The organism is Burkholderia latens (genome assembly GCF_902499045.1).
Classification (GTDB): Bacteria; Pseudomonadota; Gammaproteobacteria; order Burkholderiales; family Burkholderiaceae; genus Burkholderia; species Burkholderia latens.
This window is the reverse complement of sequence record NZ_CABVPL010000055.1, coordinates 41,709-55,170: the sequence shown is the minus strand read 5'-3', so window position 1 is coordinate 55,170 and position 13,462 is coordinate 41,709. Positions and strand designations below refer to the sequence as shown.

17 protein-coding genes are annotated in these 13,462 nt (G+C 67.6%); 12 read left to right on the top strand and 5 right to left on the bottom strand.

The window, feature by feature from the left end:
* The first annotated feature begins 129 nt into the window (after positions 1-129).
* From nrdR to BSE24067_RS27625, 6 genes are all read left to right on the top strand, one after another.
* A complete protein-coding gene (nrdR, locus tag BSE24067_RS27650) occupies positions 130-609 on the top strand; it encodes a transcriptional regulator NrdR (RefSeq protein ID WP_151065043.1) in 480 nt (159 codons plus the stop codon).
* A gap of 153 nt (positions 610-762) precedes the next feature.
* Positions 763-1,323: a GspH/FimT family pseudopilin gene (locus tag BSE24067_RS27645; RefSeq protein WP_151065044.1), complete on the top strand. Its 561-nt coding sequence runs from the start codon at positions 763-765 to the stop codon at positions 1,321-1,323.
* Between the two features lie 5 nt (positions 1,324-1,328).
* Positions 1,329-1,742, top strand: a complete 414-nt coding sequence (locus BSE24067_RS27640; protein ID WP_151065089.1) for a type IV pilus modification PilV family protein — start codon at positions 1,329-1,331, stop codon at positions 1,740-1,742.
* Positions 1,726-2,571, top strand: a complete 846-nt coding sequence (locus tag BSE24067_RS27635) for a PilW family protein (RefSeq protein ID WP_151065045.1) — start codon at positions 1,726-1,728, stop codon at positions 2,569-2,571. Before BSE24067_RS27640 ends, BSE24067_RS27635 begins: the two co-directional genes overlap by 17 nt.
* A gap of 197 nt (positions 2,572-2,768) precedes the next feature.
* A complete protein-coding gene (locus BSE24067_RS27630; protein WP_151065090.1) occupies positions 2,769-3,230 on the top strand; it encodes a pilus assembly PilX family protein in 462 nt (153 codons plus the stop codon).
* Positions 3,227-3,679 carry a type IV pilin protein gene (locus BSE24067_RS27625; protein WP_151065046.1) on the top strand — a complete coding sequence of 151 codons (453 nt, stop codon included), beginning with the start codon at positions 3,227-3,229 and terminating at the stop codon, positions 3,677-3,679. Before BSE24067_RS27630 ends, BSE24067_RS27625 begins: the two co-directional genes overlap by 4 nt.
* Before the next feature lie 64 nt (positions 3,680-3,743).
* Here the strand turns inward: BSE24067_RS27625 and BSE24067_RS27620 are convergent, their stop codons facing one another.
* The 3 genes from BSE24067_RS27620 to BSE24067_RS27610 form a co-directional block, all read right to left on the bottom strand.
* A complete protein-coding gene (locus BSE24067_RS27620) occupies positions 3,744-4,187 on the bottom strand; it encodes a DUF3318 domain-containing protein (RefSeq protein WP_151065047.1) in 444 nt (147 codons plus the stop codon).
* Positions 4,188-4,230: 43 nt separating this feature from the next.
* A complete protein-coding gene (locus BSE24067_RS27615; RefSeq protein WP_151065048.1) occupies positions 4,231-4,620 on the bottom strand; it encodes a phage holin family protein in 390 nt (129 codons plus the stop codon).
* Between the two features lie 122 nt (positions 4,621-4,742).
* Positions 4,743-5,045, bottom strand: coding sequence for an ElaB/YgaM/YqjD family protein (locus tag BSE24067_RS27610; protein WP_151065091.1), 303 nt, complete (start codon positions 5,043-5,045; stop codon positions 4,743-4,745).
* A 318-nt stretch (positions 5,046-5,363) separates the two neighbouring features.
* On the opposite strand from BSE24067_RS27610, the gene BSE24067_RS27605 reads away from it, so the two are divergent.
* Positions 5,364-6,002 carry a peroxiredoxin gene (locus tag BSE24067_RS27605; RefSeq protein ID WP_151065049.1) on the top strand — a complete coding sequence of 213 codons (639 nt, stop codon included), beginning with the start codon at positions 5,364-5,366 and terminating at the stop codon, positions 6,000-6,002.
* A 150-nt stretch (positions 6,003-6,152) separates the two neighbouring features.
* Here BSE24067_RS27605 and BSE24067_RS27600 read toward each other — a convergent pair whose 3' ends face one another.
* Positions 6,153-7,340, bottom strand: coding sequence for an acyl-CoA dehydrogenase (locus BSE24067_RS27600; RefSeq protein ID WP_151065050.1), 1,188 nt, complete (start codon positions 7,338-7,340; stop codon positions 6,153-6,155).
* A 116-nt stretch (positions 7,341-7,456) separates the two neighbouring features.
* Between BSE24067_RS27600 and BSE24067_RS27595 the strand changes: the two genes are divergently transcribed.
* Both BSE24067_RS27595 and BSE24067_RS27590 read left to right on the top strand, forming a co-directional pair.
* Positions 7,457-8,248, top strand: a complete 792-nt coding sequence (locus BSE24067_RS27595; protein ID WP_151065051.1) for an IclR family transcriptional regulator — start codon at positions 7,457-7,459, stop codon at positions 8,246-8,248.
* A gap of 118 nt (positions 8,249-8,366) precedes the next feature.
* Positions 8,367-8,777: a GFA family protein gene (locus BSE24067_RS27590; RefSeq protein ID WP_151065052.1), complete on the top strand. Its 411-nt coding sequence runs from the start codon at positions 8,367-8,369 to the stop codon at positions 8,775-8,777.
* Positions 8,778-8,976: 199 nt separating this feature from the next.
* On the opposite strand, the gene BSE24067_RS27585 is transcribed toward BSE24067_RS27590, so the two are convergent.
* Positions 8,977-9,780, bottom strand: coding sequence for an EAL domain-containing protein (locus tag BSE24067_RS27585; protein WP_151065053.1), 804 nt, complete (start codon positions 9,778-9,780; stop codon positions 8,977-8,979).
* Between the two features lie 386 nt (positions 9,781-10,166).
* Here BSE24067_RS27585 and BSE24067_RS27580 point away from each other — a divergent pair, with 386 nt between their 5' ends.
* From BSE24067_RS27580 to BSE24067_RS27570, 3 genes are read left to right on the top strand one after another with little or no spacing between them, the layout of a single operon-like run.
* Complete coding sequence (locus BSE24067_RS27580) at positions 10,167-11,834, top strand: FAD-dependent oxidoreductase (protein WP_151065054.1); 1,668 nt, start codon at positions 10,167-10,169, stop codon at positions 11,832-11,834.
* Positions 11,835-11,861: 27 nt separating this feature from the next.
* Positions 11,862-12,092 carry a DUF2783 domain-containing protein gene (locus tag BSE24067_RS27575; RefSeq protein WP_151065055.1) on the top strand — a complete coding sequence of 77 codons (231 nt, stop codon included), beginning with the start codon at positions 11,862-11,864 and terminating at the stop codon, positions 12,090-12,092.
* The gene (locus BSE24067_RS27570) at positions 12,089-13,450 is read left to right on the top strand and encodes an MFS transporter (RefSeq protein WP_151065056.1); all 1,362 of its coding nucleotides are present in this window, start codon (positions 12,089-12,091) and stop codon (positions 13,448-13,450) included. The genes BSE24067_RS27575 and BSE24067_RS27570 overlap by 4 nt, the downstream gene beginning before the upstream one ends.
* The last annotated feature ends 12 nt before the right edge of the window (positions 13,451-13,462 follow it).

Genomic DNA, 13,462 nt, shown 5'->3' with positions numbered 1-13,462 from the left:
GAAGCCGAGCAGGTGGGCAACCTGATCGCCGACGTGCTCGAGAATCCGGAAGATGCAGCGACGATCGAGCGCGTGCGCGCGCAGGTGGCCGATCTGACCAAGCGTTTTCCGGTCTATCGCTGATCCGGCATGCGCTGCCCGTTCTGCCGGCATGAAGACACGCAGGTCGTCGACTCGCGCGTGTCCGAAGATGGCGCCGCGATTCGCCGGCGCCGTCGCTGCTCGGCCTGCGACAAACGCTTCACGACGTACGAGCGGGTCGAGCTGAACCTGCCGGCCGTCGTGAAGAAGGACGGCAGCCGCACCGAATTCGACCGTCGCAAGATCGTCGCCAGCATGCAACTCGCGCTGCGCAAGCGGCCGGTGGCGGCCGACGCGATCGACGCGTCGGTTGCCCGCATCGAATATCAACTGCTCGCGACCGGCGAGCGTGAAGTACGTAGCGAGAAGCTCGGCGAACTCGTGATGAACGAGTTGCGCGGCCTCGATACGATCGCTTATGTCCGCTTTGCATCGGTTTACCGCCGGTTCGAGGACGTTTCCGAATTCGCCGACGTGATCGAAGAGTTCCGTCGCGCGTCCCCCTCCAAGCCTCCGCGTAAGCGCTGACGCGCTGCGTTCGTTCATCGTCTTCTCCGTAGATTCGGTTCGCGCCGATTGTGTCGGCCGCGGCCGCATGTCGCCAGTCGGCCGTTCGGCTAATGGCGCGGGTTCACACACGTCGCTACAGTCGTCGCATCACGTTGACGGAGGGCGATCGCGATGGAACTGCACCGGCAGACCGTTGGAAAAAGCATGCGATGGTGCGGCGGGTTCACGCTCGTCGAACTGATGGTTGCGATCGCGCTGGCAGCCGCGATCGGACTCTACGCGGCGCCCGCATTCGACCTGTGGCACATGCGCGAACGCGTGGATGCCCGCTCGCGCGCGCTGCTCGGCGCGCTTTCTTTCGCCCGCACCGAGGCGATGCGGCTCGGCGTGCGGGTCACGCTGTGCCGGGCCGGGGGCGACGGCGATTGCGTGCGCGCCGGCGAGCGGTGCGACCCCGCGGAATGGTCGTGCGGCTGGATCGTCAGCGGGCAATTCGACGGGCAATCTCGCGTGCTGCGGCGCTATCCGCGCGATGCCGACATCGTCGTCGCCGGTGCGGCGCACGATTTGGCGTTCGCGCCGCCGGCCGGGCAGGTGATCGGCGGGATCCGGCGTTTCGAGTTGCGCCCGCAGCGCGCGCTCGACGGCGACGACGCTCGCGTGTCGCGTTGCATCCGGATCGCGGCGGGCGGCCGAGCCCGCGTCGAGGCCGGCCGCTGCGACGCGGCATGACGCACATGCGAAGCCGCGGGCGGATGCACGGCACGTCGCTGCTCGAAGCCGTGCTGGCCATCGCGCTGCTCGCCATGGTGATGCTCGCCGTGGCCGGCAGTCAGCTAGCAATGGCGCGCGCACAGCGCGCGACGATGTGGCGGGAGCGCGCGCTATGGCTGGCCGATGCACGCATCGAGCGTCGGCACGCGGCGGCAGGCGTCGGCGACGACATCGCCGCGCTCGTGTCCGCATCATTGCCCGGCGGCACGATGACGCTCGACGACGGAGCAGCCGGTGTCCGCTACGTGATCGTCGGCTGGCGCGGCACCGACTCGGCCGCGTCGACGTCGGCGAGCTGCGAGCGCGCGGAGGCGATCGTCGAGCCGCCATCGTGTGTGCGAATTCCGTTTCGGGACGCCCATGCCGATTCACGCTGATTGCGGGCGCCGCAGCCGCGCACATACGCTGCTCGAAGTGCTGATCGCGATGACCGTCGGTCTGCTCGTGCTTGCCGCCGCCGGTGCGCTGTATCACGCGCAGCGCGTCGCGCAGCGGCGCGCGGAAGATGGATTCCGGATGCGCGATGCGGCCGCGACGGCCCTGACGCTGATCAGCCAGCAGATCCAGATGGCAGGGTTTCGGCCGCTCGATGTCGACGAGGCGTCGCCGCTGCCGCCGCTGTTCGGCTGTTCCGCCGGGCGTGTGCGCGGCGACGGCGCGCAGGTGCGCTGCGAAGCCGTGCGCGCGGCGTCGGATGCGGTGCTGATCCGGTATGTCGGCGATAGCGTGTCGACGTGGCCGACGGCGAGCGAGCAGGTGTCGGATTGTCTGGGGCAGGGTGTCGGCGCGCCAGCCGAGCGACCGATCGTGGAAAACCGTTTCGACGCGCATGTCGGTCCGTCGACAGGTGAACCCGAGCTGTACTGCGAAGGCAATGGTCGCCCGGGTACGCCGCAGCCCGTCGTGTCCGGAATCGACCAATTGCGCGTCCGCTACTTGTACCGCGAAGGCGGGCAGTTCGTCGACGCGAACACGATGGGCGTCGGCGACTGGCGCGATGTCGTGGCCGTGCATCTGTGCGTGCGCGCACGGGGCGAGCCGATGAACGAGCCCGCGCGTCACGTCGATTGCGACGGCCGCACCGCCGTGTCGAAAGATGGTCGCGCACGTCTGGTGCTGCATCGAATCGTCGCGTTGCGCAATTCAGCGGCTGCATTCGCCGATGCCATCCGCGATGGGGCGGAGGACCCTGAGGTGCTGCAATGATTTGCTCGAATGGAGGGGCCCGCACGTACACGGAGCGACGCATCGCACCCCGCACCAAGGGGCACGCCGACGCGTCCAGCGACATCCGGCACGCGGCGGGAGAATCGATCGGATTGAGCCGCAGGGCGACGCTCCCGTGCACGCGGTCCGCCACGCGCAACTGGCGTCGCGACGCAGGGCTTGCACTGCCTGCCGTGATCGCCGTCGGTGCAGCGGTCGCTGCGCTGACCGGTACATGGTTCGAATCCGCGCTGACGGAATCGCGTCGCACGCGTGCGTTGTCGGACCGGCTGATCGCATTCCACGCGGCCGATGCAGCGCTCGAAGCCTGTACCGCTCGATTGCTTCGTGGCGGCGCGCCGTACATCGACGCACCCGCATCGCGACGGGAGCCGGATGCGTGGCGGCGAGCGTCCGCGCTGGTCGCCGCCGAAGCGTTCAGCCCGTTTCCCGCGTGGCCGATGGCCGCGCAGCCGCCACGCTGCCTGATCGAGGCATGGCGCGGTGTGGGGCCGCAGGGTAGCCGTGCCTACCTCGTCACCGCGCGCGGCGTCGGCGGCCATGCGTCGAGTGCGGTGTGGCTGCAAAGCCAGATCGCGCTACGCGACGGACGGGTGGTCGTGCAGCGCTGGCGTCGCGTCGCGGCGGTGCATCGATGAAAGCGCTCGCGCCAATGCGCTGCGCGGCGGCGTTCACGTTGCTCGAATTAATGGTCGTGCTCGCGATCGTCGCCGTGCTGGCCGGCTGGGGTGTCCCTTCGTATCGCGAGCATGTCGCGCGTACGCATCGCGCATCCGCGGTCGCCGCGCTGTACCGTGCGGCGCAATATCTCGAAACGCTCGACGGCCCGCTGCCGCAGACGTTGCCGGACGCATACGCGCAGGCGCCGCCGGATGGGCAGCCGGTCTATCGCTTGCGGTTGACGCGACCGGCCGGCGACGATGCGCCGGCGGCCTACGAGCTCGTCGCGAGCCCGCTCGACACAGGCCCGATGCGCGACGACGCATGCGGCGCATTCACGCTGCGATCGGACGGGACGAAAGGAGCGACGGGATCGAACGACGCAGAACCGGCGGCACCGGAGCGGATGTGTTGGGGTGTGCGCTGATCAAGCGATCACGCATCGAAAAAACGCGTACCGCCGAACGGCCGTGTGCGCCCATCGTTGCGTGTCAGCCGTCGTTCGCGACAGGGCTGCGCTCGTCGCGCGCCTGCTTCCAGATCCGATAGACCTCCCACGCGGCGAAGCCGACGGTGCCCCACTTCAGCGCGGGGCCCGCGCTCGCGCGAAGCAGCGAGCGAACGGGCTTCGCCAGCACGAGCGACGCGAGCGAACTGAGCATCGGATACTGGTTGACGAGTTGGCCAAGATTCGCGTTCAGGTTCTTCGCGGACTGGCTGAACTTGTGGCTCGACAGGCCGGGGATGAGGATCTTGAGCCAACTGAACCGCGTGACGGCATGACGTACTTCGGCGGCGGCTTCGGCAAGCTCCAGCCGCTCGACCTCGGATCGCAGGATCAGCAATTCCTTGCGGAGCGCGCGATGCTGCGACGCACTCCACTTCGATCGCGACGGATGGGGGCGGGGCGGATGGCTCGTGACGTTCTGGCTCATGGCGCGTCGGCAAAGTAGGTGACAGGGGCGAACGCGACCGCGTTCATGACTTGCCGCGGAAAATCTCGCGGTCTTTCTCGAGCTCTGCGAGCGTTGCCTCGAACACGGTCGGCGCTTCGCGCAGCCCGGAGCGCGCCTTCAGCGCGCACGCGATCCCTGCGATCGCATACAACGCAGTGACCACCGCGAGCGATTGCCAGCGATAGGTGTCCCAGAACGCGATTGCGATGAGCACGGTCAGGCTGATGAGTGCCATCGTCGCGAGCATCATCGCCGCGAGCCCGAGGAACAGCACGCCCATCAGGCGTTCCTTTTCCTCGGCGAGTTCGATGCCGACCAGTTCCAGGCGCGTTTGCAGGAGGCCGATCGCGGAGCCGACGAGGCGGCGCAGCGGCCCGTGGCCGGACGGCTGCGAATGGGTATCTGTCGTCATGGATGGGGCGCTTGCGCGCGCAGTAAGCGGCTTGGTCAACGCCAGCCGGCGGCGGGCCGCGGGCAGGCTTCGGCACCCATGCGCCGCTGCGCGGCACATGGGGCGGAACGGCGCTGAGCGCGTTACTTGCGGTTGATCAGCAGACCGATCAGCACGCCGACGCCGGCGGCGATGCCGATCGACGTCCACGGATGCTCATGCACGTAATCGTCGGTTGCGCGCGCGGCCTTCTTGCCTTTCTCGACCACCACGACCTGGACGTCGGTTGCCTTTTCCTTGGCCTGCTTCAGGCGCGACATGGCTTTCTCGCGCAGCTCGGCCGCCCGGTCGCCCGTGGTGCTCGCTGCTTGCTTGAGCAGATCCTCGGCGTCCGCGAGAACGGTTTTGATATCCGACATCAGTTTCTCCTTGTTGATTTCCGACATTGCAACTCCCTTCATGCTGTCATGCTGCAGGTTCACATCGTAGCGAAACGCCTGCCTGCTGGCGAGCCGCGAAGACACACGGCGGCAGTGCAAGACTGCATGGTAAACGACTTGTAATCATCAACAGAGCCGCAAACGGTCCGAAAAGTTTCCTTCGCGGCCGCTCCACGCCGTTTCGCCGTCGGGCAAAAATGACAAAAAAGTATGAATATCAAACGTAATAATCGTTCGCATGTCCCATTGCTTCCCGTAAGCTGACGGACTGTCCCGCGCCGACAGCGCGCGGTTTCAACCAGCATCGTTCGAGGAGGGAACATCATGAGTCTGCGTCTTGGCGACATCGCACCGGATTTCGAGCAGGAATCGAGCCTGGGTCCGATCAAGTTTCACGAGTGGCTGGGCGACAGCTGGGGCGTCCTGTTCTCGCACCCGGCCGACTACACGCCGGTGTGCACGACCGAGCTCGGCCTGACCGCGAAGCTGAAGGGCGAATTCGAGAAGCGCAACGTGAAGGTGATCGCGCTGTCGGTCGACAACGTCGAATCGCACAAGGGCTGGATCAACGACATCAACGAAACGCAATCGACGGTCGTCGGCTTTCCGATCATCGCCGACGGCGACCGCAAGGTTTCGCAGCTGTACGACATGATCCACCCGAACGCGAACGAAACGCTGACGGTGCGCTCGCTGTTCGTGATCGATCCGAACAAGAAGGTGCGTCTGATCATCACGTATCCGGCCAGTACGGGGCGCAACTTCGACGAAGTGCTGCGCGTGATCGATTCGCTGCAGCTGACCGACAACTACAAGGTCGCGACGCCCGGCAACTGGAAGGATGGCGACGACGTCGTGATCGTGCCGTCGCTGCAGGATCCGGAAGAGTTGAAGAAGCGCTTCCCGAAGGGCTTCAACGCGGTGCGTCCGTACCTGCGCCTGACGCCGCAGCCGAACAAGTAAGCAGCGGCTCCCGAATCGGCCGCGCGTGACGAACGCGCATGCCGATGAAAACGGCCCGCCCGGCAGCGATGCCGGGCGGGCCGTGTCTTTTTTTCAGTATGACGGTAGCGAGGCGACGCGGACGGGCACCGCGTTCTCGCGCACGAATGCTCAGAAGAATGCCTGGATGCCCGTCTGCGCGCGACCGAGGATCAGCGCGTGGATATCGTGCGTGCCTTCATACGTATTGACCACTTCGAGGTTCACGAGGTGGCGCGCGACGCCGAACTCGTCCGAGATGCCGTTGCCGCCCAGCATGTCGCGCGCGAGCCGCGCGATGTCGAGCGCCTTGCCGCACGAGTTGCGCTTCATGATCGATGTGATCTCGACGGCCGCCGTACCTTCGTCCTTCATCCTGCCGAGCCGCAGCACGCCCTGCAGGCCGAGCGTGATTTCGGTCTGCATGTCGGCGAGCTTCTTCTGGATCAGCTGGTTCGCGGCGAGCGGCCGGCCGAACTGCTTGCGATCGAGCACGTACTGACGCGCGGTATGCCAGCACGATTCGGCCGCGCCGAGCGCGCCCCACGCGATCCCGTAGCGCGCCGAGTTCAGGCACGTGAACGGGCCGCGCAGGCCGCTCACGTTCGGCATCAGGTTCTCTTCCGGCACGAACACTTCGTCGAGGACGATCTCGCCGGTGATCGACGCGCGCAGCCCGACCTTGCCGTGAATCGCGGGCGCCGACAGGCCCTTCCAGCCTTTCTCCAGGATGAAGCCGCGGATCGCGTCCTTGCCGTTTTCCTCGAGCTTCGCCCACACGACGAACACGTCGGCGATCGGCGAGTTGGTGATCCACATCTTCGCGCCGGACAGCGAATAGCCGCCGGCCACCTTCTTCGCGCGCGTGACCATGCTGCCCGGGTCGGAGCCGTGGTTCGGCTCGGTCAGCCCGAAACAGCCGATCCATTCGCCGCTCGCGAGCTTCGGCAGGTATTTCTGCTTCTGCGCGTCCGAGCCGAACTCGAAGATGGGCACCATCACGAGCGACGACTGCACCGACATCATCGAGCGGTAGCCGGAATCGACCCGCTCGACTTCGCGCGCGATCAATCCGTAGCTGACGTAATTGAGGCCGGGGCCGCCGTATTCCTCGGGAATCGTCGGGCCGAGCAGGCCGACTTCGCCCATCTCGCGGAAGATCGCGGCGTCGGTGCGTTCGTGGCGGAACGCGTCGGTGACGCGCGGCGCGAGCTTGTCCCGCGCGTATGCGTGCGCGGCGTCGCGCACCATCCGCTCTTCCTCGGTCAGTTGCTGGTCGAGCAGCAGCGGATCGTCCCAATGAAAAGTTGCAGCGCTCATCGTGTCATCTCCTGTCCCCTGCACGCATCGCGTCGGGCTTCGTGCTGAAAGTTCGCTTGACTGGTGTTCCGCTCTGCGGAACAATGTTTTGCAAATCGAACCCAGTGTAGCATCAGATGACACGTTCAACCACCGACGAAACCACGATCGACGAACGCAAGTTCGTCGTTGCGCTCGCGCGCGGGCTCGATCTGCTGCGCGCGTTCCGGCCAGGCGAGACGATGCTCGGCAATCGCGAATTCGCGGAGCGCACCGGGCTGCCGAAGGCGACGGTGAACCGGCTCGCGTACACGCTGACCGTGCTCGGCTATCTGCGCTACGACGAGACGCTCGGGAAATATGCGCTGGACGCCGGCGTGCTGTCGCTCGGCTACGCGCTGCTCGCGGGCTCCGGCACGCTCGACGTCGCGCGGCCGCACATGCAGGCGCTCGCGCGCGAAATCGGTGCGGCCGTGTCGCTCGGCTGCCGCGACGGGCTCGACATGATCTATCTCGAAACGATCCGCAGCGAGACCGCGCTGACGCTCGGGCTCGCGCCCGGCTCGCGGCTGTCGATGCTGACGAGTTCGATGGGGCGCGCGTACCTGGCCGTGCAGCCGGAGGACGTGCGCCGCGCGCTGTATGCCGACCTGCACCGGGCGGCCGGCGGCGCGGCCGACGCGGATGCGCTCGTCGCGGCCGCGCAGCAGGCGGTCGCCGAGTTTGCGGATGGCGGATGCTGCTATTCGTTCCGCGCGTGGCACGCGGATGTGAACGCGGCGGCCGTGCCGTTTCGCGAGCCCCGCGAAGGACGCTGGCTGATCCTGAGTTGCAGCGGGCCCGCGTCGTCGATGGACGAAGACGTGTTCCGCACGCAGGTCGGGCCGAAGCTGAAGGCGCTCGCGCAGCGGCTCGGACAGACGGCCTGACCCACGCGCGGCGACCGGCGCGTCGCCGCGTTCTCCAAAGCGGGCCGCCGCCGGTTGCGCATCGCGCGAACGGCGCTCATCATCGTTCGCCAGCTTCCCGGCGATCGAGAGGTTCGCGATGCCACACCCGGAAACGATGGAAGGCGGATGCGCATGCGGCGCGATCCGCTACCGGATCGCCGGCATACCGGCCGACGCCGGCTTTTGCCACTGCCGGCTCTGCCAGCGCACGACAGGCGCGGCGGTCGTCGCGTCGGCGTCGGTGCCGATCGACGCATTCGAATACCTGCAGGGCGAGCCGACGGTCTATGCATCGAGCGCGTGGGGCGAGCGGCGTTTTTGCGGCCGCTGCGGCGCGCAGCTCGAGTACCGGCGGGCCGACGCGCCGACGACCGTGGAAATCAACTACGCAACGCTCGACGAGCCGTCGCGGCTGCATCCGGCGTGGCATGTCTGGTACGCGGATCGTTTCCCCGGCATCGACATCGACGACGATCTGCCGAAGTACGACGACGGTGGAAGAGAATAGGCGGCACGCCGGCGTGGGCGTCGAGGCGCCCGGTGTGCCGGTGCGTTGACGCCGAACCCGCACGCAAGCGCGTCGGATCCTTCTACGTGAACGAACAGGGGATCGCCTGGCGTCGAGCGGCGCTGCGTGCCGAAACCCGATTCCCGACGCAACACGACACCGCATCCGCGATCCGGCGGCGCGGCTGCTGCCGGCCCGTTCAGGCCGTGACGACCTTTGCGAACACCGGCCCCTGCATGAACCGCACGTCGTGCTGGCGCAGCAGTTCGCACTGCGTCTCGTCGACGACGCCGTCGAAGATCAGCGGAATCCGCACGCGCTGCGCATACGCGACCAGCGCCTTCACCATCCCGTCCCTCAGCGCGATGCCCGCATCCATCTTGATGTAGTCGGGCCGCGCCATGTCCGATTCCACCGCGAGGATCCGGCCCGGGTCGGGCAGCTTGTCCGCGACCTTGAAGCCGTGATGCTGGTAGCTGCGCGTCAGGTAGCCGAGGAAGGTCTTGTGCGCGACCGCGACGGCCGGCAACTCGATCACGACGCGCTCGGCCGGCAGCCCGAAGCGCTGCAGCACCGACGAGAAATGCTTGCCGTGGTCGTACTTCACGCTCTTGAGCAGCCGCTCGTGCACGCGCAGGAACAGCAACCCGTGACGTTGCGCGCCGAAGAAGTTGATCGCGTGAAGCGCGCGCGACAGCCGGTCGATCGCGACGAGCGTCTGGTCGTCGACGGCCGAGTCGACCGGGTCGTGCAGCGCGCCCGTGACGACCGTGACCGCCTGGAAGCCGAGCTCGTCGCCGTAGCGCTCGATCGCATCGGCGAACGATGTCGACTGCGGCGCGCCGGGCATCGTCACGTCGTAGATCGGCTCATACGCGCTCGTGAGCGTGCGTTCCGGCAGATTCGCGCACGCGGTGCCGCCTTCGGCAAGCGCGAGGTGTTCCCGCAGATACGGTAGTTGCCCGGCACGGGCGACCAGCTCGGGAATGTTGGGCGGAATCATCGGCGTCGAAAGGAAAAATGGCGGCCGAAAGGGCCGCCTCGTGTATCGATATTAGCAGCGCGCGCCAGACTCGGCTTGGCGTTTCGCTCATATGGTTATCCCATCCCCGAAGCATTGGCTAGGGTTTACGTTGATTTCACTATTCGTAATTGGTTTTACTATTCGTAAATCCAGCGATTTGTCGCCGATCAGGAAAAGCGGTGTTCGGCGCCCGGGACGGCGCCGTTTTTCGCATCGAATCAACAGGAAGCAAAGGAGCGAGACGTGGCGGTTGACAGGAAGTGGGCGCAGGCGCGCGGGCCGCGGCAGCGGCGGGCATCGGACACGAGCGGAACGGCGCGGCGCGCACCGGCGCGCGCGGCAGCACCGAGCGGCGGACGGCGGCCATGAGCATCGATTACCAGACGCTGAAGTTCGAATACCGGACGCGCGCAACGCGGGCCGCCGGCGACGACGCGGCCGTTCACCCGGTGATCGTCGTCGGCGCGGGCCCGGTGGGCTTGTCGGCCGCGATCGACCTCGCGCAGCAGGGCGTGCCGGTCGTGCTGCTGGACGACGACGACACGCTGTCCACCGGCTCGCGCGCGATCTGCTTCGCGAAGCGCACGCTCGAAATCTTCGACCGGCTCGGCTGCGGCCAGCGCTTCGTCGACAAGGGCGTGAGCTGGCACGTCGGCAAGGTGTTCCTGCAGGACGAACAGCTGTACGCGTTCGACCTGCTGCCCGAGGAAGGGCATGCGCGCCCCGCGTTCATCAACCTGCAGCAGTATTACGTCGAAGGGTATCTGGCCGAGCGCGCGTTCGAGCTGCCGAGCATCGACGTCCGCTGGAAGCACAAGGTGACGGGCGTCGTGCAGTCGGCGGAGCACGCGGCGCTGACCGTCGAGACGCCGGAAGGCGTCGAGACGCTGCGCGCGCAATACGTGATCGCCGCCGACGGCTCGCGCAGCCCGATGCGTGCGGCGATGGGCCTCGAGAGCCGCGGCCGAACGTTCAAGGATCGCTTCCTGATCGCCGACGTGAAGATGAAGGCGGAATTCCCGACCGAGCGCTGGTTCTGGTTCGATCCGCCGTTCCACCGCAACCAGTCGGTGCTGCTGCATCGCCAGCCCGACAACGTGTGGCGCATCGACTTCCAGCTCGGCTGGGACGCCGATCCGGTCGCCGAGAAGCAGCCGGAGCGCGTGATTCCACGCGTGCGCGCGCTGCTTGGGCGGGACGTCGAGTTCGAGCTGGAGTGGGTGAGCGTGTACACGTTCCGCTGCCAGCGCATGGATACGTTCCGTCACGGCCGCGTGCTGTTCGCAGGCGATTCGGCGCACGGCGTGTCGCCGTTCGGCGCGCGCGGCGCGAACAGCGGCGTGCAGGACGCGGACAACCTCGCGTGGAAGGTGAAGCTGGTGCTCGACGGCCGCGCGCACGATCGCCTGCTCGACACCTATGCGAGCGAGCGGGAATTCGCGGCGGACGAGAACATTCGCAATTCGACGCGCTCGACCGACTTCATCACGCCGAAGAGCGCGGTGTCGCGCGTATTCCGCGACGCGACGCTGAAGCTCGCGCGCGACTGCGAGTTCGCTCGCAAGCTCGTGAACAGTGGCCGCCTGTCGGTGCCGGCTGTGCTGACGGATTCGCCGCTGAATACGCCGGACCGCAACGGCGACACGTTTGCAGGCGCGATGCGCCCGGGCGCGGCGGCGGCCGATGCGCCGGTGCGCGCGCAGGGCGCGTCGGGCTGGCTGCTGCAGCATCTGCGCGGCGGCTTCACCGGCGTGCTGTTCGGGTTGCCGGGCGACGCGGCCGCGCTCGCGCAGGCGCTCGACGGCCTCGCGCTGCCGGTACGGCCCGTGCTCGTCGTGCCGGCCGGGCATGCGCAGCCGGTGGCCGGCGTCGACGTCGTGGAGGACGTCGACGGCTTCGCCGCGCAACGCTACGACGCGAAGCCCGGCACGTTCTATCTGCTGCGGCCCGACCAGCACGTGTGCGCGCGGATGCGCACGCTCGAGCGCCAGGCGATCGCCGACGCGCTGGCGCGCGCGAGCTGCGCACGCTGACACCATAACGACACCGGAGACACCGTCATGCCCCGACTCGACACCCGCCCGCGTCTCGCCGACCCGGACGCGTTCTACGAAGCGCTGATCGACATGCATCGCGACCTGTCGGATGCCGACAGCCAGCTCGTCAACGCGAAACTGATCCTGCTGCTCGCGAACCACATCGGCGACGCCGACGTGCTGCGCGAAGCGATGGCGCTCGCGCGTCAGGGCGTGACGCCGCCCGTGCATCCGGCCGCCGAGGTGGCGCAATGAGCGCCGCGCAAGCCGCTACGCGCGTGGTCGAAGTCGAGCGCGTGATCGACGACACGCAACGCCCGGGTTTTCACTGGATGTTGCTGATCCTGTGCGGGCTGTGCCTCGTGATCGACGGCTTCGATGCGCAGGCGATGGGCTACGTCGCGCCGAGCGTGATCGCCGAATGGGGCGTGCCGAAGCAGGCGCTCGGGCCCGTGTTCAGCGCGAGCCTGTTCGGGATGCTGCTCGGCGCGCTCGGATTGTCGGTGCTGGCCGACCGGATCGGCCGGCGCCCGGTGCTGATCGGCTCGACGCTGTTCTTCGCGGTGACGATGCTCGCGACGCCGTTCGCGGGCTCGATCCCGGTGCTGATCGCGCTGCGCTTCGTCACGGGCCTCGGCCTCGGCTGCATCATGCCGAACGCGATGGCGCTGGTCGGCGAGTTCAGTCCGGGCGCGCATCGCGTGAAGCGAATGATGATCGTGTCGTGCGGCTTCACGCTCGGCGCGGCGATCGGCGGCTTCATCAGCGCCGCGCTGATTCCGGCGCTCGGCTGGCGCTCGGTGTTCTTCGTCGGCGGCGCGGTGCCGCTCGTGCTCGCGATCGCGATGGCCGCGCGGCTGCCGGAGTCGCTGCAGTTCCTGGTGCTGAAAGGCCGCGACGCGCAGGCGCGCGACTGGCTCGCGGGTTTCGCGCCGCACGCCGGTATCGATGCGAACACGCGGCTTGCCGTGCGCGAGCGCGCGACGAGCGGCGCGCCGGTCGCCGAACTGTTCCGTGACGGCCGCCTGCCGGTCACGCTGCTGTTGTGGGCGATCAGCTTCATGAACCTGATCGACCTGTATTTCCTGTCGAACTGGCTGCCGACCGTGATGCGTGACGCGGGCTATTCGCCGGGCACGGCGGTGATCGTCGGCACGGTGCTGCAGACGGGCGGCGTGATCGGCACGCTGTCGCTCGGCTGGTTCATCGAGCGCTACGGCTTCGTGCGTGTGCTGTTCGCGTGCTTCGCGTGCGCGGCCGTGTCGGTCGGCCTGATCGGGTCGGTCGCGCATGCGCTGCCGTGGCTGCTGGTCGTCGTGTTCGCAGGCGGCTTCTGCGTGGTCGGCGGCCAGCCGGCCGTGAACGCGCTCGCCGGCCAGTATTACCCGACGTCGCTGCGCTCGACCGGCATCGGCTGGAGCCTCGGCATCGGCCGGATCGGCTCCGTGCTCGGGCCGCTCGTCGGCGGACAACTGATTGCACTGAACTGGACCAACGGCGCGCTGTTCCACGCGGCCGCGGTACCGGTGCTGTGCTCGGCGCTGTTCGTGCTGGGCCTGGCCGGCGTCACGCGGCGCGGCGGTGCGCAGGCGCCGAACGCCGCCATGAATTGATGGAGAAAGGAA